At 33.6% G+C, this 24,820-nt stretch carries 19 protein-coding genes; 14 read left to right on the top strand and 5 right to left on the bottom strand.

Annotated elements, in window-relative coordinates:
- The first annotated feature begins 16 nt into the window (after positions 1 to 16).
- The 6 genes from AB671_RS06920 to AB671_RS06895 all read left to right on the top strand — a co-directional run bounded on the left by AB671_RS06920 (position 17) and on the right by AB671_RS06895 (position 6,138).
- Positions 17 to 646 carry a TetR/AcrR family transcriptional regulator gene (locus AB671_RS06920; RefSeq protein WP_066675444.1) on the top strand — a complete coding sequence of 210 codons (630 nt, stop codon included), beginning with the start codon at positions 17 to 19 and terminating at the stop codon, positions 644 to 646.
- Between the two features lie 97 nt (positions 647 to 743).
- Positions 744 to 1,739: an outer membrane protein assembly factor BamD gene (bamD, locus tag AB671_RS06915; protein WP_066675349.1), complete on the top strand. Its 996-nt coding sequence runs from the start codon at positions 744 to 746 to the stop codon at positions 1,737 to 1,739.
- 42 nt (positions 1,740 to 1,781) lie between these two features.
- Positions 1,782 to 2,105 carry a DNA-directed RNA polymerase subunit omega gene (locus AB671_RS06910; RefSeq protein ID WP_066675352.1) on the top strand — a complete coding sequence of 108 codons (324 nt, stop codon included), beginning with the start codon at positions 1,782 to 1,784 and terminating at the stop codon, positions 2,103 to 2,105.
- Between the two features lie 171 nt (positions 2,106 to 2,276).
- Positions 2,277 to 3,479 carry a bifunctional phosphopantothenoylcysteine decarboxylase/phosphopantothenate--cysteine ligase CoaBC gene (gene coaBC / locus AB671_RS06905; RefSeq protein ID WP_066675354.1) on the top strand — a complete coding sequence of 401 codons (1,203 nt, stop codon included), beginning with the start codon at positions 2,277 to 2,279 and terminating at the stop codon, positions 3,477 to 3,479.
- A 38-nt stretch (positions 3,480 to 3,517) separates the two neighbouring features.
- On the top strand, positions 3,518 to 4,417 hold the full coding sequence (locus AB671_RS06900; RefSeq protein ID WP_066675356.1) for a DUF4835 family protein: 900 nt from the start codon (positions 3,518 to 3,520) through the stop codon (positions 4,415 to 4,417).
- 71 nt (positions 4,418 to 4,488) lie between these two features.
- Positions 4,489 to 6,138, top strand: a complete 1,650-nt coding sequence (locus tag AB671_RS06895; RefSeq protein ID WP_066675358.1) for a DNA repair protein RecN — start codon at positions 4,489 to 4,491, stop codon at positions 6,136 to 6,138.
- Positions 6,139 to 6,234: 96 nt separating this feature from the next.
- Here AB671_RS06895 and AB671_RS06890 read toward each other — a convergent pair whose 3' ends face one another.
- Positions 6,235 to 7,278, bottom strand: coding sequence for a PA0069 family radical SAM protein (locus AB671_RS06890; RefSeq protein WP_066675360.1), 1,044 nt, complete (start codon positions 7,276 to 7,278; stop codon positions 6,235 to 6,237).
- A gap of 131 nt (positions 7,279 to 7,409) precedes the next feature.
- Positions 7,410 to 7,601 (bottom strand): hypothetical protein, encoded by a 192-nt coding sequence (locus tag AB671_RS06885; RefSeq protein ID WP_066675362.1) that lies wholly within the window; start codon positions 7,599 to 7,601, stop codon positions 7,410 to 7,412.
- Positions 7,602 to 7,763: 162 nt separating this feature from the next.
- Here AB671_RS06885 and AB671_RS06880 point away from each other — a divergent pair, with 162 nt between their 5' ends.
- Positions 7,764 to 8,108: a hypothetical protein gene (locus AB671_RS06880; protein ID WP_066675364.1), complete on the top strand. Its 345-nt coding sequence runs from the start codon at positions 7,764 to 7,766 to the stop codon at positions 8,106 to 8,108.
- Positions 8,109 to 8,141: 33 nt separating this feature from the next.
- Here the strand turns inward: AB671_RS06880 and AB671_RS06875 are convergent, their stop codons facing one another.
- The 3 genes from AB671_RS06875 to AB671_RS06865 are packed head-to-tail and all read right to left on the bottom strand — an operon-like array spanning position 8,142 to position 13,497.
- Positions 8,142 to 10,820 carry a hypothetical protein gene (locus AB671_RS06875; RefSeq protein WP_066675366.1) on the bottom strand — a complete coding sequence of 893 codons (2,679 nt, stop codon included), beginning with the start codon at positions 10,818 to 10,820 and terminating at the stop codon, positions 8,142 to 8,144.
- A 23-nt stretch (positions 10,821 to 10,843) separates the two neighbouring features.
- Positions 10,844 to 12,700 (bottom strand): WG repeat-containing protein, encoded by a 1,857-nt coding sequence (locus tag AB671_RS06870; RefSeq protein WP_066675368.1) that lies wholly within the window; start codon positions 12,698 to 12,700, stop codon positions 10,844 to 10,846.
- Between the two features lie 2 nt (positions 12,701 to 12,702).
- Positions 12,703 to 13,497, bottom strand: a complete 795-nt coding sequence (locus tag AB671_RS06865) for a DUF2797 domain-containing protein (protein ID WP_066675369.1) — start codon at positions 13,495 to 13,497, stop codon at positions 12,703 to 12,705.
- A 97-nt stretch (positions 13,498 to 13,594) separates the two neighbouring features.
- Here AB671_RS06865 and AB671_RS06860 point away from each other — a divergent pair, with 97 nt between their 5' ends.
- The 7 genes from AB671_RS06860 to AB671_RS06830 all read left to right on the top strand — a co-directional run bounded on the left by AB671_RS06860 (position 13,595) and on the right by AB671_RS06830 (position 24,819).
- Positions 13,595 to 14,410 carry a T9SS type A sorting domain-containing protein gene (locus tag AB671_RS06860; RefSeq protein WP_066675370.1) on the top strand — a complete coding sequence of 272 codons (816 nt, stop codon included), beginning with the start codon at positions 13,595 to 13,597 and terminating at the stop codon, positions 14,408 to 14,410.
- Positions 14,411 to 14,500: 90 nt separating this feature from the next.
- On the top strand, positions 14,501 to 15,523 hold the full coding sequence (locus AB671_RS06855; protein WP_066675371.1) for a GDP-mannose 4,6-dehydratase: 1,023 nt from the start codon (positions 14,501 to 14,503) through the stop codon (positions 15,521 to 15,523).
- Positions 15,524 to 15,662: 139 nt separating this feature from the next.
- The gene (locus AB671_RS06850) at positions 15,663 to 15,884 is read left to right on the top strand and encodes a DUF2795 domain-containing protein (protein WP_027382805.1); all 222 of its coding nucleotides are present in this window, start codon (positions 15,663 to 15,665) and stop codon (positions 15,882 to 15,884) included.
- A 117-nt stretch (positions 15,885 to 16,001) separates the two neighbouring features.
- Positions 16,002 to 19,076 carry a preprotein translocase subunit SecA gene (secA, locus tag AB671_RS06845; protein WP_066675446.1) on the top strand — a complete coding sequence of 1,025 codons (3,075 nt, stop codon included), beginning with the start codon at positions 16,002 to 16,004 and terminating at the stop codon, positions 19,074 to 19,076.
- A 156-nt stretch (positions 19,077 to 19,232) separates the two neighbouring features.
- Complete coding sequence (locus tag AB671_RS06840) at positions 19,233 to 21,380, top strand: TonB-dependent siderophore receptor (RefSeq protein WP_066675372.1); 2,148 nt, start codon at positions 19,233 to 19,235, stop codon at positions 21,378 to 21,380.
- A gap of 119 nt (positions 21,381 to 21,499) precedes the next feature.
- Complete coding sequence (locus AB671_RS06835) at positions 21,500 to 22,705, top strand: PepSY-associated TM helix domain-containing protein (RefSeq protein WP_066675374.1); 1,206 nt, start codon at positions 21,500 to 21,502, stop codon at positions 22,703 to 22,705.
- Complete coding sequence (locus AB671_RS06830; protein ID WP_066675376.1) at positions 22,702 to 24,819, top strand: TonB-dependent receptor; 2,118 nt, start codon at positions 22,702 to 22,704, stop codon at positions 24,817 to 24,819. The genes AB671_RS06835 and AB671_RS06830 overlap by 4 nt, the downstream gene beginning before the upstream one ends.
- Position 24,820: the final 1 nt, after the last annotated feature.

Genomic DNA, 24,820 nt, shown 5'->3' with positions numbered 1-24,820 from the left:
TACTAAAACCGTAATTATGGGAAAAAAGTTTTCTGAGAAACAAATTCACATTCTTGATATCGCCGAAGAACTCATCGCCAAGAAAGGATATGAAGGAACATCTGTACGAGATATTAGCTCTAAAGCCAATATCAATGTCGCAATGATTTCATATTATTTTGGCTCTAAAGAAAAGATGATGTCATATCTATACCAATATAGAGTATTAAAAACAAGAGAGAATTTTTCTGAATTTGCAGACACCATAAAAGAAGGCAGGCCGGAAATGCAGATGAAGGAAATGATAAAATATATTGTCAGTCAGCTTTTCAGATACAATTATTTTCATGGTTTTGTAACTCAGGAACTTCGGCATACTGAAAACCTTAAGGATGAACTTCTAGATTTTTATCAGCTTTTTGTAAGAAAATTAGATGAAGTCATCAAAAAAGGGGTCGCTTCGGGAGTTTTTACGTTTACACCAAAACCCGAAGATATCCTTACAACCATTATAGGTTCTACTTTATTTGTCATCAGGAATAAGAATTTCTATGAACTGTATGTGCCCAACAAAGATGATGAATCATACACCAAAGAAGCCGAAAAAAAGGTAAGAATGAATCTTTTAATGAATACTTTTGCTGTTTTGGGATATTCGGCAGACTAATTTTACGTTAAATAATCATAAAAAAAAATCTTTTAGCAAAAAAGTTATATTTTTGCAAATTAATAGGTCGGTAAACCCGAAAACTGTTACATTTTATATGAAAAAGTATATTTTAGGTATTTTCGCTATTGCTGTTTTGGCATCATGCAAAAGTCAGCAGGAAAAAGCATTGAGAAGTGCAGACAAAAACTTTATTCTAAAAGCTGCAAACGAAAATTTTGCTAAAAAGAAGTGGAAAAACGCATTGGCACTTTATGACAGGCTTCCCAATTTGGTTGCGGGTACAGATGATGCGCCAAATGTAGTTTTCAATTCTGCGTATGCCAATTATTACGATAAAAACTACAGACTAGCTGGAAATCAGTTTAAAAACTTCTCAGTAAGTTTCCCTCAGGATAACAGAAAAGAAGAAGCTGCTTATATGTCTGCATTGTGTTACTACAACGGCTCTATGGATTATAACTTAGATCAGACGAGTACAGAATTGGCCATTAATGAGCTTCAGGAATTTTTGAATGCATATCCTAATTCTGAAAGGGCAAAAAACATCAACACAATGATTGATGAGCTTTCTTATAAACTGGAATTCAAGGCTTTCGAAAATGCTAAGCAATATTTCAAAATGGCAGATTACAAAGCAGCTGTAACTACTTTTGAAAATGTTTTGGATGATTTTCCAAGTACAAAGCTTCGTCCGAAAATATATGATTATATGATGAAAGCACGTTATTCTTTAGCTATAGGTTCAAATTATGACCTAAAAGGCGAGCGTATCGAAAGTGCTTTAGCTTTTACAAGACAGGTTGAAAAAGAGCTTCCAGATACAGAGTATTCTAAAACAGCTTTAGATTTAAGACAAAAACTCGAAAAAGAGAAAAGAGATTTTGTTGTCGCTAAGAAACAAATGGAAGAAAAAATTGCAGTACTTACAGCAAAGCAGAAAAAAATTGCTGCTAAGCTAGCAGAACAAAATAAAACAGAGCAGCAAATTAAAGAACAAATCGCTAACGAAAAGAAAGCAATGCAGATTCAGAGAGACAGTGCGGCATTAAGCACCCCTCCTCCTGCGGCGACTTTCAAAATCCAAAGATAATTCGTAAATTTGCCATCTTATAATTAAAATAATTTTCTCAAAATGAGCGTAAAAGATACAAAAGCAGAAGTAAATACTATTACTTACGATAAAGATAAGATTGAAGATAAAGTAGGTTCAATCTATGAAGCTATTGTGATCATGGGGAAAAGAGCAGAGCAGATCAATGCAGAAATCCGTACTGAATTACACAATAAATTAGACGAATTTGCTGTTCACAACTCTACTTTGGAAGAAGTTTTTGAAAACAGAGAACAAATCGAAATTTCAAAACATTATGAGAAACTTCCAAAGCCAACATCTATCGCTATCCAAGAATGGTTAGATGGTGATATTTATTTCAGAAAGACTGAAGAAAGAAAGTAATAAATTTCATTCTTATAAAATATAAAATCATAGAAGATTAGTTTCTTCTATGATTTTTGTTGTTTGTATATATCAATTCTGCTTAAATTCTTAATGGCAGATAAAATGCAGCGCATTAAGATAAAGACATTCTTGAAAAAAGCAGTAAATTAGTCCTTTAAAAAAATCTACATGAGTATTTCAGGGAAAAAGATTCTCATTGCCGTTTCTGGCGGAATAGCTGCCTATAAAATTCATTTCCTCATCAGAGATTTAGTGAAAAAAGGAGCCGAAATTCAGGTAATTATGTCTCCTGATGCAGAACATTTTGTAACCAAGCTAAGCCTTTCTACCCTTTCAAAAAAACCTGTTTACAGTGAGTTCTACAGCGATAACGGAACCTGGAACAGCCATGTGGAAATGGGATTATGGGCAGATGTCATGATTGTAGCACCGTGTACAGCAAATACTTTAGCAAAAATGATTCACGGGATTTGCGATAATTTATTGATTGCAACGTATATGTCGGCAAAATGCCCAGTTTTCATTGCTCCAGCAATGGATTTAGACATGTATCAACATCCTTCAACCAAAAACAACCTTAAGCTTGCCGAAGAGTTTGGTCACACGGTAATTCCTGCCGAAAGTGGAGAACTGGCAAGCGGTTTAATAGGTCAGGGAAGAATGGCAGAACCCGAAAACATTGTAAAAACATTAGAAGAGTTTTTTAATTCTGCTCAAAAAAAATCTCTACAAGGAAAAACAGTCCTAATCACAGCAGGACCGACATATGAAGCCATTGACCCTGTTCGTTTTATAGGAAACCATTCTTCAGGAAAAATGGGATTTTCTATAGCCGAAGAAGCTGCTAAAAGAGGTGCAAAAGTGATTCTTATTTCAGGACCGAGCTCTTTGAAGCCAAAACATGAAAATATAAATCTACACAGAGTTACGTCAGCAAAAGAAATGCTTGATAAAGTTTTCGAATATTACGAAACCATTGATATCGGAATTGCTAGCGCTGCAGTGGCAGACTATGCTCCGAAAATAGTAGCTTCAGAAAAAATTAAAAAAAATGAAGATACTTTTACGATAGAATTAATCAAAAATCCGGACATTCTGAAAACAATGGGCGAGAAAAAATCTCATCAGTTTTTGGTAGGATTTGCTTTGGAAACTCAAAATGAAGAAGAAAATGCGAAAGGAAAACTCGCCAAGAAAAATCTGGATATGATTGTTCTAAACTCGTTGCGTGATGAAGGCGCAGGATTTAAAAATGACACCAACAAAATAAAGATATTTACAAAAACAGAAAAAATAGAATTTGATTTAAAATCAAAAGAAAATGTCGCTAAAGATATTCTCGATTGTATTAAAGCTCAATTTTTAAAATAAATGTTATAAATTTCCGTTTTCAACTTTTAATTTGTCAAATGAAAAAAATAATCATACTCTTTTTTCTGATTGTATTCAATTTCAGTTTTTCTCAGGAGCTTCTGGCTACCGTTCAGGTAAATTCTCAGAGCTTAGGTGGGAGCAATACACAGGTCTATAAAGCTTTGGAAAAAAGTCTCAGAGATTTCATCAACAATACAAGCTGGACAGGTAAAAAACTTCAGAATTTCGAAAAAATAAAATCAAATTTTGCGATTGTTCTCAGCGAACGAGATGGAAATAAATATAAAGGAGCTATAGTTATTCAGGCGGTTCGTCCTGTTTTTAACAGTTCATATGAATCTCCTCTTTTAAATCTTAAGGATAATAGATTTGCTTTCGAATATGCTGAAAACGAAAATCTTATTTTCAACGAAAGACAGTTTTCAGGGAAAAACTTAATTGATGTGATCAGCTTTTATATTTATGTTATTTTGGGTTACGATGCAGACAGCTTCCAGTCAATGGGAGGAACTCAGTGGTTTTCAAAGGCACAACAAATTGCTCAAAATTCTCAAAATAGAAATTATGAAGGCTGGAACCAGATTAATGAGCCTAGAAGCCGTTCTATTTTAATTGGAGAGATTCTTAATCCTAATATGAGCCAACTTCGTTCTACTATTTACACCTATCACAGAGCAGGTTTAGATGGATTGTTTAATCAAGACCAATCACAAGCTAAGAAAATTATTTTTGATGCCTTATTACAGCTGAAAACCTACGAAAACTCTTTCCAGCAGAATTATTTCTTCAATCTTTTTATGGATAACAAAGCGGATGAGATATTCAACATTTTCAATTCTGGAAATAACGGCTCTATAAATATTGGCACTTTGAAACAGCAGATGATCATCTTCTCACCAAAGAACTCCGAATCTAAATGGAATAAGTGGAAGTAACAGACATACTTCTTGACTTCTGACCTGTAAATTTTATATTTGCACTAACAAACGTAATCTGCTTTTGATCTATGCTTTCAAGAATTTACATTAAAAATTTCGCTCTTATCGATGCTCTCGAAGTATCTTTAAACAATGGTTTACAGGTGATTACCGGAGAAACAGGTGCAGGTAAATCGATTATTCTCGGTGCTCTTCGATTGATTTTGGGTGAAAGAGCAGATATAAAATCAATTTCAAAAACTGAAGAAAAAAGCATCGTAGAAACAGAGTTTGAACTGAACAATCAGTTTAAAAAATTCTTTATCGAAAATGATATCGATTATGAGCATCAGACCATAATCAGACGTGAAATATTGCCCTCAGGTAAATCAAGAGCCTTTATCAATGATGTTCCGGTGACTTTGGATATTTTAAAAGCACTGACGTCTCAACTGATTGACATTCATTCTCAGTTTGAAACCTCTAACCTTTTTACATCAGAATATCAGTTTAAGATCATCGACGGACTTTCGGATAACAAAAAACTAATCGAAAACTATCAACAGAACTTTTTTGAATTCCAGAGCTTAAAAACTCAACTTAAAAAATTTCAGACTCAGCTTTCAGAAAGTACTAAAGAGAGTGATTACAAGCAGTTTCTTTTAAGCGAACTTGAAGATCTGAAAATGGATGATGTAAATTATGAAGATTTACAGAATCAGCTTTCCATGCAGGAAAATGCAGAAATGATTTCAGAAAACATCGGCCAAATTCTCTCTAGATTTCATCAGGAAGAAATAGGAATTCTTTCTTTTTTCAATGAAGCCAAATCTAAACTTTCTAAAATTGCTGAAGTTTCAACCAACTTTGCCGAACTTAACGAAAGACTGGAAACTTCTTTTGTAGAAGTAAAAGATATTATCTCAGAATTGGAAGGTGAAGCCGATACCATTGAAATTAATCCTTCAACTTTAGCCCAGCTTTTAGAATTCAACAATAAAATAAACAGTCTTTTCCTGAAACACAATGTTGCTGATATTGAAAACTTAAAAGAAGTCAGAGATCAGCTTTCGGGTGAACAAAAAGGAACCGCAGAGATTGAAGCGTACATCGCACAAATTCTTGAAAATATTTCTGAAAAGGAAAAATCTCTGGAAACTTTAAGCCAGAAACTTTCTAAAAATAGAAAAAAAAGCATCCCAATTTTCATCAAAAAAGCAGAAGATTTGCTTAAAAAACTCGGGCTAGAAAAAGCGAAAGTGGATATTGAATTGACCAACGCCTCAGAATACAATCATTTTGGAAAAGAAAATATTCAACTATTGTTTCAGGCAAATTCAGGATTTCCTTTAAAGCCTATTCAAACCGCCATTTCTGGAGGTGAAAGATCTCGTGTAATGCTTGCTGTGAAAAAAATAATTGCTGAAAGCGATGAGCTTCCAACTTTGATTTTAGACGAAATCGACACCGGAGTTTCTGGAAAAGTTGCCGAAGAAATAGGAAATCTGATGCGCGAAATGTCAAAAGATATGCAATTAATCGTTATTTCTCATTTGGCACAGGTTGCGGCAAAAGGAAATGATAATTATAAAGTTATAAAACAAGACATTAACGGAAAAACACAGTCAACAATCATCCCTCTTAGTGATGAAGAAAAACTGAATGAAATTGCACAGCTGATTTCCGGAAGTAAAATCACCGAAGCAGCATTAACGCAGGCTAAAGAATTGATTGGATAAGAAATTGTTGATGGTTTGATAGTTGTCAGTTGATGGTTTAAATTTAAAATATTAAGACTTCTTTTTTCTCGGAAGTCTTTTTTGTTTTAAATAAAATTAAAACAATCTCAATTGCTGTTCTTTAGTTCCTGTAAAACCTTCCGTAGAAAGTTTTGGAAATTCTTTCCCGTCAAAAAACTTTTTTCTTCCTATTTTGAAAGTATTGTGAATCATTTCCGCAATATTACCACTGCCTTTCTGTCTGTCAAAATATCTTTTTTCACCTAAATTTCCGCCCCGCATAGAACGGATCAAGTTTAAAACTTTCTGCGCTCTGTCCGGAAACTGAGCTTCAATCCATTTTACAAAAACAGGTTCTACCGTATCATTCAATCGTACCAAAGTATAACCAAAACTCTGAGCTCCTGCCTCTGAAACTGCTTTTAATATATTCAGCGGCTCATCACTATTGAGGCCTGGAATAATAGGAGCAACCATAATATTAACAGGAATATTGTTTTCAGAAAGTAATTCTATCGCTTTCAGTTTATTGTTTGTAGAACTAGTTCGAGGCTCCATTTTTCTGCGCAAATCTTCATTCATTGTCGGAATACTCAGCGACACTGAAACTAAATTTTGTTCTGCCATAGGTTTCAGAATATCCAAATCACGAAGAACCAATGTATTTTTTGTCAAAATATTGACGGGATGCCTGTAATCAAGACAAACTTGCAGAAGTTGTCTGGTAATTTCAAATTGTCTTTCGGCAGGTTGATAACAATCTGTGTTTCCCGACATTAAAATAGGTAAAGGTTTATAACCTCTTTTTTTGAAAAACTTCTCTAATAATTCCGGAGCATTTTTCTTGACCATGATTTTTCTTTCGAAATCAATTCCGGCGCTGTAGCCCCAATACTCATGCGTTGGTCTTGCAAAACAGTAAGAACATCCATGTTCACAACCTTGGTAAGGATTCATCGAATACTCCATCGGAAGATCTTCGCTTTTCACCTGATTAACAATGGTTTTTGGAAATACTTCAGTGAAAGAAGTTTTGACTAGTTCGAAATCTTCATCCTCAGGTTCAAAGGTATATCTGTCGAAACGGTTGATTACATTTCGTTGAGCGCCTTGTCCTTTTATGATATTTTCGTTCTGCATTTCTGATGTAAAATTAGAAATCTTTCATTCGAAAATAATAAATTTTAACACTAAATTTTACACAAAAAAAATCCAACATCAATAAAATTGAATGTCGGATTTTGAAAAAATTTATATCTATTTACTACTTCTTACTTAAGAGCATAAAACTCTATACCATGATCATCATCATGATTTTTTTTATCAAAATGTCTGTGATGATCTGAATAGTATTCGGTATACTTTTTATGTTTTTTACCTAAAATTTTCTTTACGCTTATAAAACTTAATACTGCCAAAAGACCGACTCCTCCTGCCAGTAAAACTCCTACTTCTTTTTTCATGTTTTTTACGATTTTCTAATTTGGTACATCAAATAGTGTTCCTTTTTACACATCTTTGATAACAATTTTTGTTAATCTATTCGGGAATTTTGTTAAAACTGAATTAAAATATACAGTCATAATTGTGGTTTAATAATTGTAGTAACAAACTAAAATATTATTATGGAACATTCAGAAAACAATGACCAAATGGCAACCCTGAGTCAGGTCATGGAAACCTTAAGAAAAAGGGGTATTCACAAAGAATTTAGAATGAATGATCAATGCCAAATGAAATATGATCATTCTGAAAAAAACTACCTTCCTGAAGAATTATCAATTCTAAAAACTTATCGTTTTGAAGGCGACAGCAACCCGGACGATAATGTAGCTTTATATGTATTGCAGGATAATGATCAAAATTTAGGAATTATTATTGATTCTTACGGAGCAGAAAGCAACTATCCCGGTGAAGAATTTGATACTTTTCTTCGTGCTATTCCGATTCAGGAAAGTGAAGAATATTAAAGCCAAACTAATTTGATATATAAAATCCCGAAATTACTCAGTTTTGGGATTTTCTTTTTTCTTGAATATTTTTTTGAATATGCCTTTCTTTTCTTTAGGCTCTTCCGTTTGTTTTTCCTCGGTTGATTTATTGATTTTAGGTGAATTAAGCTCTTTAGAAATATCTTCTTTGGCTTGTTTAACAGATGTTTTCACGTTTTTTACAGTCTTCACCGCTCCTTCAACGGTCTTTTTAGTTTTATCGATATTTATTCCGATCAACGTTTTCTTTAAACCATCTTCCACTCCTTTCCAGAACATATTGAAAAATGATTTCGTAGGATCTCTTTCCACACCTTCTACAATAACAGATTCTGGAAGCTTATCTGAATCTGTTTTGATAAACACATTCGCAACAGCACTTAAGAAACCTTTCTTTTGTTTACTTTTTTTATCTAAAATAGAAATTTTTAGGTCTTTATGTTTAAGATTAAAAGCCCCTCCTATTCCTTTAGGATTTCCTTTAAAATCAAAAACCATTTCCTGTATTGTTCCTGTTGCCGAAACGCTCAAATAGGGAACGATAAAAGAATTAAGCGCTTTTGCTGGAATATTTGACAGTCTTCCGGAAATTGAAAAACGGTCGCCCTGGTCTGCTACATTAAACCCCCAATTCACAGCAAGCGGTGAGGTTTTCATAAAATCACAGTTTATTTTTATGGCAACCTGTGTAGATTTTCCTTTCATTTTACCAGAATTGAGATTCTTTACATTCATGTTAAAATTGGCAAAGGTCAATTTTCCTGGCCCATCGCTTTGAGGAGTATCTTCTTCGTATTCTAATATTGAATTTTTGAGATTGAGATTACCAATGTACATCGGTATTTTTATAGATCTCAAAAGTTTGGAGTATAATGGTTTTTCTTTAGGGTCATCTGCCGGAATTTTACTTCTGAAAATATTCGCATTAGCAGAATTGACTGTAATATTGGTCGCGTTGATGAATTTATTTTCAGAAAACAACTCCCAGTTTCCCTGCGCCGAAATAGTATTTACTTTAATGTCATACAAATCTCTTTCAACATGAATCATTCGTATAAATTGCGCCCTTGAAACCAAAGGAATCATCGCAAACTGATTGATTTCAATCTTATTCTTATTTAAGGCTAAAGCTCCAACATTCATCTTATAGAATTCAGTTTTATAAACAAAGTTTTTGGTGGTTAAGGCATAATCTTTTACTTTAACGGCCATGCCATTTTTTGCATTGTTTTCTACCAATTCAAGCTGATTAACAGTGGCATTTAAATCATTAAAAGTTAGAGGCTTATTTTTGCTTTCGTAAGTAATATTTGAATTTTTAACTAAAATTTTTCTTACTACAATTGGAAACTGAATTCCCGTGACTGCTGTTTTTTTCTTCGGAACGGGTTTTCCTGCTGTAATTTTACCGTTAATTCCATCAATCAGAACATCTTTTACGTCAAGATTTAATTTCTTATCTATAAATTTAAAATCATTGATATTAAACTGAACCAGATTGGTTTTAAAATCCATTGCCATTTTGGGTGAACTGGTGTGCTTTGCTACAACGTTTCGGATTTGTCCGCCTTTCGGATTTAGATTAAAACTTTCAACAGAAATATTCTGCTGATTATTATAGTGAATTCCTTTTCCTGCAATTTTAAAATCGTTGTAAAGGACAGGAATAACTTCTTTAGAACTCTCTTTGGTAAGCGCTAATTGATTGATTTTGACGCTCAAATCTTCAGCAAATAACAAATCCGTCTCATCGGGTTTTACTACCTGAATCTTGGCATTATTCAATTCAATATTATCTAAATTCAACTCAAAATCTTGCTTCTTTTCAGCTTTTTTAACAGCCGAAATCCCGGTTGTATAAACTTTTACAAAAGGGTTTTGGAAATCAGCATAAGCCAATGAAACTTTATTTTTTTTCAGAACAATATCCTTGAAATTCATTTTAGGAATACTGAATTGAAACATTTGAACCTTTTTCGGATACGATTTCTTAAACTGCTCGAATGTAATTATCGGTATTAACTGGAAGTTTTCAATCGACATCTGTCCGTTTGCAGTATTAATCTTATCAATTTTTAAAGTATAAATATCATTTGGCTGAAAGAAAAAATCTTTTCCTCGAATACTATAGCGATCAAAAACAACAGGAAGCTTATTTTCAACAGACTCTTCAGTCATCTGAAGGTTTTCTACAAACAAATCAAGCTCGTTTACGCCTACGAATTTCTGTTTGGTATATTTAAAAATATTGATTGTTCCTTTATTAATCCTGATATTTTCAAAATTAACAGGATTTCTTTTTTTTCCCGTCTTTTTATCGACAGGTTTTGCCAGAATAATATTAAGATTCGGTTTTGAAAGCAGCAGGTCTGAAGAGCTGATGGTCTTGTTAAACAATGCATCATAAATCCCGAAACGACTAATCTTCAGCGTATCAATAGTACCCTGAAGACCAATCACCTCAGTATTTTGGGGATTTTTATTATTAACCGTAATTCCGGTTGCAAAAATATTTCCTGTTCCCAAATCGACATCCAAAGATTGATAAGAAACTTTATAATCTGTATTTTTTTTGATATAATCAGGAAGCTGGGTCTTAAGCCAAATATTAAGTCCGAAATTGGCAATCAAAATGATTCCAAATAAAATTCCAAGACCTATTAAAAGCTTTTTAACCCATGGTTTTTTCATGATTTTATATTTAATGTTTTCATTTATCGAGGTTTTGGTGGCAAAGGAGTCTCTGATATTTTTTGTTTGTTAATTACTGGTATCTCAGAGCTTTCAATAACAAATTTTTTGGTCAGGTTTGATTTTAAAATTTTCCCTTTAGCATTAATCTGAAAATAGGAATTATTCTTCTTTGCATAAATTCTCGGTTCTTTACCACTATATGCGTAGAAATCACTAAGGTTCGGATAGATTTCATCATAGATAAAATTGCACAAAACCGCTCCTCCCTCATTGATAATTCCTGCCTTATTTTGTTTCTTAGCGAAAATCAAGCCATTGATGTACTTAAATTTGTCATAAATCGGAGGAACAGTAATTTTAAAATTCTCATGATCAATTAAACCTATTTTTCCATTTTTCACAATAAACTTTGAGTGTCTTGGTCCATATTCTGTCCAATTTGAAATTTCATCATATTCTAATGGAAGAATTATATTCTTGTTAACATCAACAATTCCAAATTTTTTGTTTTTAGAAACAATAAGATAATTGTGATTATTGAAAATTGGTATGATTGAATTATACTTATCAATTAATACTTGATTTTCAATATTAATGATTTTATTATCTGCTATAAACAAATTCTTTTTACGAAGTTCATCATCATCAAACTTATCATACAGTGGGTATATTTCTTTGTATTGAATAGGAATTCTTATTTTCCCTTTTTCATCAATGATACCAAATTTATTCTTTTGAGAAACTAATAAGAGATTAGTTCTTTCAATTTTGTGGATTTGATCAAAATCAAAAGGAATAATTTCCTCTCCAGTAGAAGCAACCATTCCATATCTATTTTCTAGATTTTTAAAGATTACAAATGGTGTTTTTATAGAATAATCATTATAAACTGGCTCATAAGAGTCTCCGAGTTTTTTCAAATCTTTATTAAAAATAGAATATATTTTTCCTTTTCTAGCATTATAATACTCAGAAGAATTGTGATTTGAATCGAAATATTCTACAAAATCATACTCTATCTGAACTTTGGCTTCACCATTAGGCTTAATTATTCCGTACTTACCATTTCTTTTAACAATTGCATTTTGGTAGGTGTCAAAAACTGATGCCGAATCAAATTTATTATTAGGAAAGGCAGGTTTTATTTTTTCGTTTAGGAATTCGTATTTGTTGTCTTTCAAAACTAGGACGGCTCCATTTTTAAAATATGTTGTTACTTCGCTTAAATTCGATGGAGCTTTTATATTTAAATTATATCCGCTAAAAACTTTATCAAAAATGAAATCTGAGATTTGCTCTCCTTGACTATTTAAAAATCCCCATTTCCCTTTTTGAGAAGCGATTACAATATTATCTGCATGAGAATTTTTAACAGATTCATAACTTATAGGAATAACAATTTCGCCGTGCTTATTTATAAAACCATATTGGTTATTCTTTGAAACAATACACAACCCTTGACAAAAAAAACCAGTTCCATCAAAATCAAATGGAATAACTACTTTTCCTTTAGTATCTAAAAAGCCATACTTTCCATTTTTCTTTACACTTAATAACCCTTCTGAGAAAAGATTTAGCTTTCCATAATCTGGAGGAATAATTATTTCACCCTTTGTGTTGATATAAAGCTCTTTTCCATTATTTTTAGTGAATGCTAAAAGGTTATCATCAAATGGATTTATAAAGTCGTAATCAAAAGGTATTTGTATAATACTGTCTTTATCAATAAAACCATATTTGCCTTTTTTATTATGTACTCTGAAAAAACCACTTTCTTTATCTTTTTCTATATAGTCAATTTCATTTTTTGAAATCTTCTGAGAACTTGAATTACAAGAAATTAAAGATAGGAGTATAAAAAATATGGCTTTTTTCATCTTTATTTAATTTGCAATTCTATCACATATCCTTCATGACCTCTTACGTTCATAAAGTTTCCACCCTCAAAACTCAGATATTGTCCTTTAATACCGTTTAATACTGCAGTGAATTCAGGTTTTTTATCTAAAGTGAATGAAGCTACTTTTTCGGGTTTTGAATAGGGATAATCGAATTTCCAAATCTCTTCACCTTCAGAATAAAATTTTTGAAAATCCTCAGGAAAATATTCTCTTATTTTCTGCTGAAAATCTATCAAATCAACCTCTCCTTCAAAATCGTCTTGCAACATTTTTCTCCAGTTGGTTTTATCGGCTAAATGCTCTTTTAAAGCAACTTCTATCATTCCGGCTTCGTAACGGTTTTCTGTTCTCGCAATCGGTAAAGCAAATGTTGCGCCTTGATCAATCCATCGCGTGGGAATCTGTGTATTTCTTGTTACCCCAACTTTCACATCGCCTGTATAAGCTAAATATACGGTATGCGGTTGCAATTGGATTTGCTTTTCTATTTCAAGATTTCTTTCGCCAATCCCTAAATGAGCTGTAGAAAGCTCGGGACGAATAATTGTATCACTCGCATAAGGACTTTCAAAAAAGCAACTTTTACAAAATCCCATTCTGTAAATCACCTTGTTTAACCCACAGTTTACACATTGAAAACCTGTATGTTTTATCGTTAATTCTTTTCCGAATAGCTCATTCATATGAATAAGATCACCTGAAAGATTAAGATAATATTGGATAGGTTGATCATTGAAACTTGTCATTTTCAATATTTGTCCGGAAAACTGCATTTTAAAAATTTTAATATTTAAGATATAAATGTAAACTTTTTTTCATGTATTTGAAAACTAATTCATAATTTAACTCTTAATTACAAAAACATATAAAATGAAAAAATTCTACTCTTTTTTGTCGATTTTACTGACATCTTTGCTTTTTGCGCAAACCACTATTTATTCAGAAAACTTTGGAAATCCTACAGCAACCACTTTGTTAACAGCTTATTCGGGATATCAAAACAGTAGCCCTATTGTTTATTCCGGAACAGCAGATGTAAGAACCTCTACTCCATCAGAAGGATATACCGGATCTAGCGGAAATGGATGCGTATTTCTTGGAGCCGTAACTGCACTCTCGGGAAATCCAGCAAAAACATTAATTATCGAAGGAATAAATACCACAAACTACAGCGGCATAACAATGACACTTGGCCACTTTAAAAGCACAAATCCTTCAAACAACGAACTTACAATTGAGATAAGCCCAGATGGTTTAACTTGGGCACCTCTAACCTACACAAGACCTACTGGAGCCGGAACATCCAATTGGATTTTAATCAATCCTACCGGAACGATTCCTACTACATCTAATTTGAGAATCAGATTAACCAATGTTATAGACTCTAATGTCGGTATCAGAGTTGATGATATAAAATTAACGGGAACTGCAACCACTTTAGCAACTAGTGAAAACAGTAAAAAAGGATTAAATATTTATCCTACTTCTGTTACTGACGGCAAAATCTTCATTACTTCCGCCAAAAACACTGACAAAAAAGTGAAAATTTTCGACCAAACAGGAAGATTAATGATGAACAAAATTATTACCAACGAAATAAACGTCTCTAGCTTGTCAAAAGGAATTTACATTCTGAATGTTGAAGAAAGCGGAACGTCTATATCCCAAAAAATAATCATCAGGTAACAAAAAATTTATAGCTAAAAAAAAGAATCTCAACCAAAAGCTGAGATTCTTTTTAGTTTATAGATATATTTGTGAAAACAAATTTAACAAATGATTTATCTCATAACAGGAGGAAGCGGATTTATTGGTTCTCATTTAGTAGAAAAATTATTGAAAGAAGGACATTCTGTCATAAACATTGACAATTTTGATAATTTTTATGATTATAAGATAAAAATTAAAAATACTTTAGATTCTCTTGAAAAAAATATTGATTTTGAATTTTCTGAAAAAGAAAACGATATTCAACATTTAATTTCCATTTCAAAATCAGAACACTACACTTTACATTTTCAGGATATTAGAGATAAAAAAGGATTAGAAAAGATATTTCAAGATCATAAAATTGATACGATCATACACTTAGCAGCACTTGCTGGCGTACGGCCTTCTATTGAAAGACCTTTAGAATACGAAGAAGTTAACATTCGGGGCACAATGAATCTGTGGGAATTGTGTAATCAATTTAATATTAAAAAATTTGTTTGCGCTTCTTCATCAAGTGTTTATGGCAACAACGAAAAAACTCCATTCTCTGAAACCGACAATGTAGATCAGCCCATTTCTCCTTATGCTGCAACAAAAAAATGTGGAGAAGTCTTAGGCCATGTTTATCATAGTTTATACGGAATAGACATGATTCAGCTTAGATTTTTCACCGTTTATGGACCAAGACAAAGACCTGATTTAGCTATTCACAAATTCACAAAACTCATTTCAGAAAACAAAGAAATCCCTTTCTACGGTGATGGGAATACGGCTAGAGACTATACTTATGTAGATGATATTATTGAAGGAATTTTAAAATCAGCAGTGTATTTGGAGAAAAATTCAGGAATCTATGAAATTATCAATTTAGGTGAAAGCGAGGTTGTCACTTTATCTGAAATGTTGTCAGAAATTGAAAAAAATCTCAATAAAACTGCCATCAGAAAAATACTGCCACTACAACCGGGTGACGTGCAGAAAACCAGCGCAGACATTACAAAAGCTAAAAATTTAATTGGTTACAACCCCACAACAAACTTCCAAAATGGCACAAAAAAATTTGTGGAATGGTTTTTGAGAAAATGACATCAATCTACTGCGATGGCAAGTATACAAGCACTTGTAGTAAAATATAGATAAAAATTAACAAAAGAATTGAAAATCAAGTCATAAAAAAAGTTTATAATATAACCTATTTTTATACTTTTGCAAAAAATAATAAATTATGTACTGGACATTAGAATTAGCTTCATATTTAAGCGACGCACCTTGGCCGATGACAAAGGCAGAATTGATTGATTACGCAATCAGAACTGGTGCACCAATGGAAGTGGTAGAAAACCTTCAGGCAATCGAAGATGAAGGAGAAATTTATGATGCTATCGACGAAATATGGAGCGACTATCCAACAGATGAAGATTATCTTTGGAACGAAGACGAATATTAATGAAAAGCATTAAGCTTTAGGTGGTATACTTAAAGCTTTTTTAAATATATAATACACACCAAAGCGTGTAATTTTAATATGCTTAAAGCAATAAGCTTTGAGCTTAAATCAAATTCTATGAGTTTTTTAAATAAAGTTCTTAAAGGGTTTTTGGGAGACAAAAAAGCGCAGGACCTAAAGGAAGTAAAAAAAGTTGTAACAAAAATCAAAGCTGTTGAGCCAAGCGTTGGAGAATTATCTGATGATGGTTTGAGAGAGAAAACTGCCGAGTTTAAATCTAAAATTAAAGAAGCGACAGCAAGTATCACAGCGCAGATAGAACAAATTAAAGAGCAAATAAAAAACTCTACCAATGTTGATGAGAAAGAAGCACTTTTTTCTAAAATAGAAGCTTTGAAAAAAGATTCTTACGAAATTGAGGAAAAAGTTCTTTTACAGGTTCTTCCGGAAGCTTTCGCCTTGATCAAAGAAACATCAAGAAGATGGGCTCAAAACGGAGAAATTCGTGTAACAGCAACAGATTGGGATAAGCAATTAGCCGCTGCTGGAAAAGATTTCGTTGAAATTCAGGGAGATCAGGCAGTTTGGAAAAACTCATGGAATGCAGCCGGAACACCAGTAGTCTGGGATATGGTGCATTACGATACGCAGTTTATTGGTGGTGTAATTCTTCACAGTGGAAAAATTGCTGAGATGGCAACCGGTGAAGGTAAAACTTTGGTAGGAACACTTCCTATTTACTTAAATGCACTTCCTGAAAGAGGGGTTCACGTTGTAACTGTGAATGACTATCTTGCAAAAAGAGACTCCGCTTGGATGGGACCATTGTACCAATTCCACGGAATGGCTATCGATTGTATCGATAATCACCAACCGAATTCTGACGGAAGAAGAAAAGCATACAACTCAGATATTACTTACGGAACCAACAATGAATTTGGTTTCGATTACCTGAGAGACAACATGGTGACTTCACCTACAGAACTAGTACAGAGAGAGCTAAACTTCGCGATTGTGGATGAGGTAGATTCTGTATTGGTAGATGATGCAAGAACACCATTAATCATTTCTGGTCCGGTTCCTCAAGGAGACAGACAAGAATTTGATATTTTAAAACCTTCTATCGACAGAATTGTTGAAGTACAGAAAAAAACTGTTTCTGCTATTTTTAATGAAGCTAAAAAATTAATTGCTGCAGGAAATACTAAAGAAGGAGGATTCAAATTACTTCAGGCTTACAGAGGTCTTCCTAAAAACAGACAATTAATCAAATTCTTATCAGAAAGCGGAAACCGTGCATTGCTTCAGAAAGTTGAGGCTCAATACATGGCAGACAACAACCGTGAGATGCCGATTGTAGATAAAGATTTATACTTCGTCATTGAGGAAAAGAACAATCAGGTTGATTTGACAGACAAAGGTGTTGAGTACATGTCTCAAGGAAACTCGGATGCCAACTTTTTCGTTCTTCCGGATATCGGAACCGAAATTGCAGAAGTAGAAGCTAAAAATTTATCTAAAGAAGAAGAATTTGAAGCGAAAGAAAGATTATTTGCTGAATTTGCTGAAAAGTCTGAGAGAGTTCACACAATGAGCCAACTATTGAAAGCCTACACATTATTTGAAAAAGATGATGAATATGTGGTAATTGATGGTGAAGTGAAAATCGTTGACGAGCAAACAGGCCGTATTATGGAAGGTCGTCGTTATTCTGATGGTTTACACCAGGCAATTGAAGCTAAAGAAAGTGTAAAAATCGAAGCGGCTACTCAAACTTTTGCTACAGTTACCCTTCAGAACTATTTCCGTATGTACAACAAACTTGCAGGGATGACAGGTACAGCAGAAACTGAAGCAGGTGAACTTTGGCAGATTTATAAATTAGACGTAGTGGTAATTCCTACCAACCGTCCGATTCAGAGAGACGATAAACAAGATTTGGTTTTCAAGACCAACAGAGAAAAATATAACGCAGTAATTGAAGAAATTGAAAGACTAACCTCTGCTGGAAGACCAGTATTGGTGGGGACAACTTCTGTTGAGATTTCACAATTACTTTCAAAAGCACTTCAGTTAAGAAAAATTCCACACCAGGTGTTGAATGCAAAACTTCACAAAAAAGAAGCAGAAATCGTTGCCGGAGCAGGTCAGCCAGGAGTTGTAACTATAGCAACCAACATGGCAGGTCGTGGTACCGACATTAAGCTTTCTAAAGAAGTAAAAGAAGCAGGTGGTTTAGCAATTATCGGAACAGAAAGACACGATTCTAGACGTGTTGACAGACAGTTGAGAGGTAGAGCGGGACGTCAAGGAGATCCGGGAAGTTCGCAGTTTTACGTTTCATTGGAAGACAATTTGATGCGTTTATTCGGTTCTGAAAGAATTGCAAAAATGATGGACAGAATGGGACATAAAGATGGGGAAGTAATTCAACATTCTATGATCTCTAAATCTATTGAAAGAGCTCAGAAAAAAGTAGAAGAAAACAACTTCGGAACAAGAAAGAGACTTTTGGAATACGATGACGTAATGAATAAGCAGCGTGATGTAATCTACAAAAGAAGAAAGAATGCTCTATTCGGAGACCATTTGAAGTATGACATTACAAATATGATTTTTGATGTTTCTAATTCTATTGTGACCAAAGCTAAAGCAACTGGAAATTACAAAGATTTTGAATTTGAAATAATTAAAAACTTCACGATGGAATCTCCGGTTTCTGAAAATGATTTTAAATCAAAACAAATTCCAGAACTTACCAATATTCTATTCAAAGCAGCTCAGGATGATTATAACATGAAACTGAACTTGTTGAAAGAAAAATCGTTCCCTATTATTGAGAATGTATATCAGAATCAAGGTTCTATGTTCAAAATGATTCAGGTTCCTTTCTCTGACGGTGTAAAAACATTGACCATCGTTACAGATTTAAAAGAAGCTTACGATTCTCACTGCGACAGCTTAATTAATGATTTTGAAAAGAATATCACTTTATCAATCATTGATGAAAACTGGAAACTTCACCTTCGTGAAATGGATGATTTAAGAAAATCTTCTCAAGGAGCCGTTTACGAACAGAAAGATCCATTGGTGATTTACAAACAAGAATCTTTCCACCTATTCAGTGAAATGGTAGACAAGATGAACAAAGAAATTATTTCATTCTTATACAGAGGAGAAATTCCCGCATAAGAGATAAATTATAGATTTCACAAAAACCCGCCTCATTTGAAGCGGGTTTTTGTATTTATCGAATAATAATTATTAAATAAAAATGAAAAATATCAATCTAATATTTTATTTAGAATAATTAAAAAGAATATATTTGCAAAAAAAATAGGTATTCAAATGAATAAATTATTGATCTCTGCTTCGTTATTGGCAACTGTATTTGCTTTTGCACAAGAGAAAAAAGATTCTACAAATTCTAAAAATATAGAAGAAGTTATCATCAATAGAATGGTGAAAAAGCTCGATACTGAATCTTCCAATAAAATGCCGGTAAAATTTATCGAAAATCCGCAAGTCTATTCTTCTATCGATAAAGGGATTTTGGAAAATGAAAATATTTTCACCGTTGATGATGCCTATAGAAACGTAACTGGTTTGCAGAAAATGTGGAACCCAACAGGAAGAGCAGGAGATGGTGGCTCGTTTTTCGTTTTGAGAGGTTTTCCTTCACAAGCATCTACCAGAAATGGCGTAGTTGCACCTGTTACGTCTACAATCGATGCAATAAATGTAGAAACATTAGAATTCCTAAAAGGTCCTGTAGGAACACTTTACGGAAGTACAGTAGCTTCTTACGGTGGTCTTATCAATAGAGTTACCAAAAAGCCTCAGCAAAATTTCTTTGGCGCAGTCTCAGCTTCTGCAGGAACTTATAATACTTACAGAGCAACTGCAGATATTAATGCTCCGATTACAAAAGACTTGCTTTTCCGTGTAAATACAGCTTATACAAATGAAGGAAACTTCACAAAAACTGACGCAAAAAATCAATATACAACATTCGCTCCAAGCTTAACTTGGAATGTTTCCGACAAAGTTCAGTTGAATGTAGATTATGAATTGTTCAACAACCGAGTAACGGCAAATCCTTATTTCTTCTATCTTTCGCCGAAAACTTTGAACGGAATCGATAATATGAAAGATTTGGAAAAAGCGGCTGGCTTGGATTATAAAGAATCTTACACCGGAAAAGATTTGTATATGACTGCAAGAAACTCTAATGTTTTCGGAAACGTGAAATGGAAAATCAACGATAACATCACCTCAAATACTTACATCAATAACTCTGATTCTTATTCAAACGGTTACAATCCGTATTTCTCAATTTCTTACACAGGAGGACAATATTTGGTTGCAAGAGCAGACCAATCAACAAATAACAGTAAAAAATCTTGGTTTCAAATTCAACAAAACTTCAACTTCAATTATGACTTTTCAAATGGAATGAAAAACAAGACGGTTGTTGGTTTTGATTATATGAGAACAACAGAAAGATTACGTTACAAGTATTTAAACGCTAATTTTGATACTGTAGCAGTTTCAGGCGCAGATTATTCAGGAATGAATGATAGTGCTTTGTCTGCACTTTATGCAGATACAAATAAATTTTCAACTTGGGATTACTTAAGAGATTTGAACACCTATTCAGGATATATCTCCAACCTCTTTACTCCGATTGCAAACTTGCATATTATGGCAGGACTTCGTTATGAAAACAACGATTATTTAGGCGGAATGAATGGAACAAATGTAGAGAAAGCATTCAATCAATCAGCATTTTCTCCAAAGGCAGGAATTGTTTATGAAATTGTAAAGGAGAAATTCTCGGTTTTCGGAAATTATCAAAATTCTTTTAAATCAAACGGATATTATACTTCTGATATAGCCGGAAGTACAACTTTATCAGACCCTGAAACAGGAAATCAGTTTGAAGGAGGTTTCAAAGCAAGTTTATTTAAAAACAGATTCAATGCAACAGTATCTTACTACAACATTCAAGTGAAAAACCAATTGCTTTACACTGGAGAATATGCCCCAAATTTTGTTTCAGTACAAAAACAAGCTGCTTCTACACTCAGCAAAGGTTTCGAATTGGAAGTTAATGCATATCTAGTAAAAGGATTCTCTTTGGTCGGAGGTCTTGCTTACAACGATACTGTGGATGAATCAACAGATTTAAGGCCAACAACAGCAGGTTCTTTCTGGAATGCAAACTTCAACTTGGCTTACCAATTTGTTGATGGGAAAGTAAAAGGTCTAGGATTCGGATTTGGAGGAAATTATGCAAGTGATAACAATGTAACAGGAGATTTTGTTTTACCAAAATATTTCGTTTTGAATGTCAATGCATTTTATGATGCCAAGAAATTCAGAATCGGAGTTAAAGTTGATAACTTCACAAATGAACATTATTGGACTGGATATTCGACAGCAAATCCGCAAAAATTGGCAAACTTCCTAGGAACAATTGCTTATAAATTTTAAAAAAACATCTGCCAAACTGCACCCGTAGTTTGGCAGATTTATTTAGACTAAAAAACCCTTTTTATAATTAATCTAAATAAAAACAGAAAGACTTATCTTTGCGCATTCTTAAAAATTTCATGAAAAAAAAGCATCATCCTAAAAAGAAACCGAGCGTCTATAAAAAATGGGCGGGTAAACTGCACCTTTGGTTCGGCTTATCAGTAGGTCTCATTGTTTTCATTGTTTCTTTATCGGGAACGATGTATGTTTTTAAAGATGAAATTCAAAATCAGCTTAGAAAAAAAGCCATCTATGTAAAAGCGGAAACGGAAAATAAAAAACCTCTTTCTATTGAAGTTTTAAAAGAAAAGATTACTTTAGAACTGAATGAGAAATATCCGGTAAGTTCAGTTGAAATTCCTTTAGATAAAAGCAAATCTTACAAATTTCTTTTTTATGAAAAAGACAAAAAGGCGTGGAATTATTTTGATGAGGTAAAGATTAATAAGCTTATTTACGTCAATCAGTACACTGGTGAGATTCAGGGAATTTACAATGAAAAATACGACCTCTTCCCTATTTTGAAATCTATTCATTGGAGTTTACTTTTAAAATCAGACTGGGGAAAATATGTGGTCGGAATTCCGGTTGTCCTGTTTATCATTATGCTCATTACAGGAATTATTCTTTGGTGGCCCAAAAACAAAAAAATGCGGAAAGGTCGTTTTTCATTCGATTGGAAAAACGTAAAAACATGGAAGCGCAAAAATTATGATCTGCACAATGTCCTAGGATTTTATGCTTCGTTTATCGCTTTATTGCTAAGTCTTTCAGGGTTATATTTTGCTTATCCGTGGGTGAAAAATGCATTTAATTTCACATTATCCGGTTCATTAGAACTTCCAAAAGAAAAAACAATTAGATCACCGGACTCACTTTTAGCAAAAAACAAGTCGGTTTTTGATCTTACCATTCTTCAAACTCAAAAAATATATTCAAAATCATCAAGCTTCCGAATTCCATTGAACGGAAAAAACAAAAAAGGAAAAGAACTTGAAAATATTCCCGTTACCACATATGGTAAAGACGGTAGATATAGCGAAAGAAACCAGCTGTTCTACGATAAATATTCGGGAAAACTATTATCAAATAAACCTCATCAAAAATTAACAAACGCTGAAAAATATGCCAATGCCAATTATGACGTACATGTTGGCTCATACTTTGGAATCTTCGGAAAGATTTTATGGTTTGTAACAGGATTAGTTTGTACTTCATTACCGGTAACCGGTTTTTTGGTATGGTGGGGAAAACGTAAAAAACAAGGAAAGAAAACAGTATGAAAAAGGCTCTTTTATCAGTAGCTTGTCTTAGCACAGTCGCAGTTTTTGCACAGGAAACAGACAGTTTAAAAGTAAAAAATGTAGATGAAGTGGTTCTTACAGCTTCCAGAAAAAAGGAAAGCATTAAAGAAATACCCAGTTCTATTACCATTGTTAGCGAAAAACAAATTCAGTCTCAATTGACTGTTAATTCAGATATTTCTAATATTCTGCAATATACCGTACCGAGTTTAGGACCGAGTTCCGGGCAGACTTCCAATTCCGGACAGACTTTAAGAGGTCGTCAGGTTTTGGTGCTGATCGACGGAATTCCACAATCTACACCGCTAAGAAACGGTGCAAGAGATATTAAATCTATCGATCCTTCTGCTATAGAAAGAATTGAAGTCATAAAAGGAGCTTCATCTATCTACGGAAACGGTGCAGATGGCGGTATCATCAATTATATCACCAAAAGAAACAAAACAGATAAAAAAATATCAGGTATTTCTCAGGTGGGTATTACCGGACAACCTTATGGTGGAACTCTTGGCTTCAGAGCCAGTCAACTTCTATCGGGTAAGATAAAAAAGTTCGACTATGTAGCGTCTTTGGCTTATGAGAGAACCGGTGATGCAAAAGACGGTGACGGTGTATTTCTAAGCCCGACTTACAGCACCGCACAAATGAACAACTACAACGGATTACTGAAGTTGGGTTATGATATTAACGATGACCAAAGAATCGAGGTTTCTTATATGGGGTATGCATCAAAATCTGATTTGAATTTAGGCATAAAAACCGGAAAATACGGCGTTACTCCGACCATAGGAGAAGGGGAAGGCAAAAGTCTGGAAACCACTCCACAAGGAACTCCGCGTAACCATAATTACAGAATAAACTACGACAACAAAAATCTTTTTTGGGGCTCTACAGCATTGAATGTTAATGCTTATATGCAAGACTTCAGAACGGTTTACGGGTATAGCGATACTTTTTTGGGAGGCGGACAGTCGAATATTATTTCTAAAAAAATGGGAGCCAGAATCAATTTTGATACTCAACTTTGGTCCGCCGCCAATTCTCAGGCAGAAGTTATTTATGGTCTTGATCTCCTCAACGATAAAACCGTACAAAAACTTGAAGACGGACGTTATTGGACTCCAGATATGGATATGATCAACACCGCTCCTTTCCTTTTACTGAAAATTGATTTACTGAAAAAATTAACGATAAAAGGAGGATTGAGATACGAAAATATGACGGTAAATGTAGGAGACTTCAACACTCTTTCTTCAGTAAAAAGTGACGGAACCTTCACTCAAAGTATTTTTGTAACCGGTGGAGATTTAAAATACAACGCTTTGGTAGGGAATATTGGTCTTCGTTATAATATCAATAATCAAATCAATCTTTTCGGAAGCTTCTCTCAGTCGTACTCTATTAACGAAATCGGAAGAATTTTAAGAACATCTACACAAAGTAACCTTGCCCAAATAGAAGCCAAGCCAATTATTGTAAACAATTATGAATTAGGTGCAACGGGACAGATTTCTAATTGGTTGAATTATGAAGTAACATCTTATGTGAGTACTTCAAAATTGGGAGCTTCTTTTGTTCAAGGTCCCGACAGATCATTTACCATTCAAAGATCTCCTGAAGTGGTGTACGGTGTTGAAGGTTTCTTACATTTCACACCAGCAAAATGGATTAATTTCGGTGGAAGTTACAGCTGGTTAGAAGGGATCACTTCACTTAAAGACGATGGTGATTACTCTGCAAAAGTAAACAACAGCAGAATTGCTGCACCAAAAGTTTTGGCTTACGTTCAGGTAAAACCTACAGAATCGCTTTCTTTAGGTCTTGATATGCTTCATTCTTTCGAGCAAGACAGATTCAGTCCTAGCTCAAAAACAGGTTTGTACGCCTATGGAGAAGGAAGAGTTCCGGAATACACGATAATTAATTTTAAATCAAATTATGAGATCGATAAAAACTGGAAACTTTCTTTAGGAGTAGAAAATCTATTTAACACAACTTACCAACCGTCAATTGCTTGGTGGAACGCCAGAGATTCTGAATTTGTAAATGCTTTGGGAATGAGAGGAACCTTCATGGTCGAATATAGATTTTAAT

This window comes from Chryseobacterium sp. BGARF1 (assembly GCF_001677955.1).
Taxonomy (GTDB): domain Bacteria; phylum Bacteroidota; class Bacteroidia; order Flavobacteriales; family Weeksellaceae; genus Chryseobacterium.
This window is presented reverse-complemented; position numbering and strand designations above follow the sequence as displayed.

Excerpts from the sequence above, each read along its gene's own strand:
- AB671_RS06865 (WP_066675369.1), bottom strand. The coding sequence starts at position 13,497 with ATGCAGTTTTCCGGACAAATATTGAAAATGACAAGTTTCAATGATCAA.
- AB671_RS06880 (WP_066675364.1), top strand. The coding sequence starts at position 7,764 with ATGGAACATTCAGAAAACAATGACCAAATGGCAACCCTGAGTCAGGTC.
- AB671_RS06910 (WP_066675352.1), top strand. The coding sequence starts at position 1,782 with ATGAGCGTAAAAGATACAAAAGCAGAAGTAAATACTATTACTTACGAT.
- AB671_RS06890 (WP_066675360.1), bottom strand. The coding sequence starts at position 7,278 with ATGCAGAACGAAAATATCATAAAAGGACAAGGCGCTCAACGAAATGTA.
- AB671_RS06830 (WP_066675376.1), top strand. The coding sequence starts at position 22,702 with ATGAAAAAGGCTCTTTTATCAGTAGCTTGTCTTAGCACAGTCGCAGTT.
- coaBC (WP_066675354.1), top strand. The coding sequence starts at position 2,277 with ATGAGTATTTCAGGGAAAAAGATTCTCATTGCCGTTTCTGGCGGAATA.
- AB671_RS06835 (WP_066675374.1), top strand. The coding sequence starts at position 21,500 with ATGAAAAAAAAGCATCATCCTAAAAAGAAACCGAGCGTCTATAAAAAA.
- AB671_RS06840 (WP_066675372.1), top strand. The coding sequence starts at position 19,233 with ATGAATAAATTATTGATCTCTGCTTCGTTATTGGCAACTGTATTTGCT.
- AB671_RS06870 (WP_066675368.1), bottom strand. The coding sequence starts at position 12,700 with ATGAAAAAAGCCATATTTTTTATACTCCTATCTTTAATTTCTTGTAAT.
- AB671_RS06860 (WP_066675370.1), top strand. The coding sequence starts at position 13,595 with ATGAAAAAATTCTACTCTTTTTTGTCGATTTTACTGACATCTTTGCTT.
- AB671_RS06875 (WP_066675366.1), bottom strand. The coding sequence starts at position 10,820 with ATGAAAAAACCATGGGTTAAAAAGCTTTTAATAGGTCTTGGAATTTTA.
- bamD (WP_066675349.1), top strand. The coding sequence starts at position 744 with ATGAAAAAGTATATTTTAGGTATTTTCGCTATTGCTGTTTTGGCATCA.
- AB671_RS06855 (WP_066675371.1), top strand. The coding sequence starts at position 14,501 with ATGATTTATCTCATAACAGGAGGAAGCGGATTTATTGGTTCTCATTTA.
- AB671_RS06850 (WP_027382805.1), top strand. The coding sequence starts at position 15,663 with ATGTACTGGACATTAGAATTAGCTTCATATTTAAGCGACGCACCTTGG.
- AB671_RS06920 (WP_066675444.1), top strand. The coding sequence starts at position 17 with ATGGGAAAAAAGTTTTCTGAGAAACAAATTCACATTCTTGATATCGCC.
- secA (WP_066675446.1), top strand. The coding sequence starts at position 16,002 with ATGAGTTTTTTAAATAAAGTTCTTAAAGGGTTTTTGGGAGACAAAAAA.
- AB671_RS06895 (WP_066675358.1), top strand. The coding sequence starts at position 4,489 with ATGCTTTCAAGAATTTACATTAAAAATTTCGCTCTTATCGATGCTCTC.
- AB671_RS06900 (WP_066675356.1), top strand. The coding sequence starts at position 3,518 with ATGAAAAAAATAATCATACTCTTTTTTCTGATTGTATTCAATTTCAGT.
- AB671_RS06885 (WP_066675362.1), bottom strand. The coding sequence starts at position 7,601 with ATGAAAAAAGAAGTAGGAGTTTTACTGGCAGGAGGAGTCGGTCTTTTG.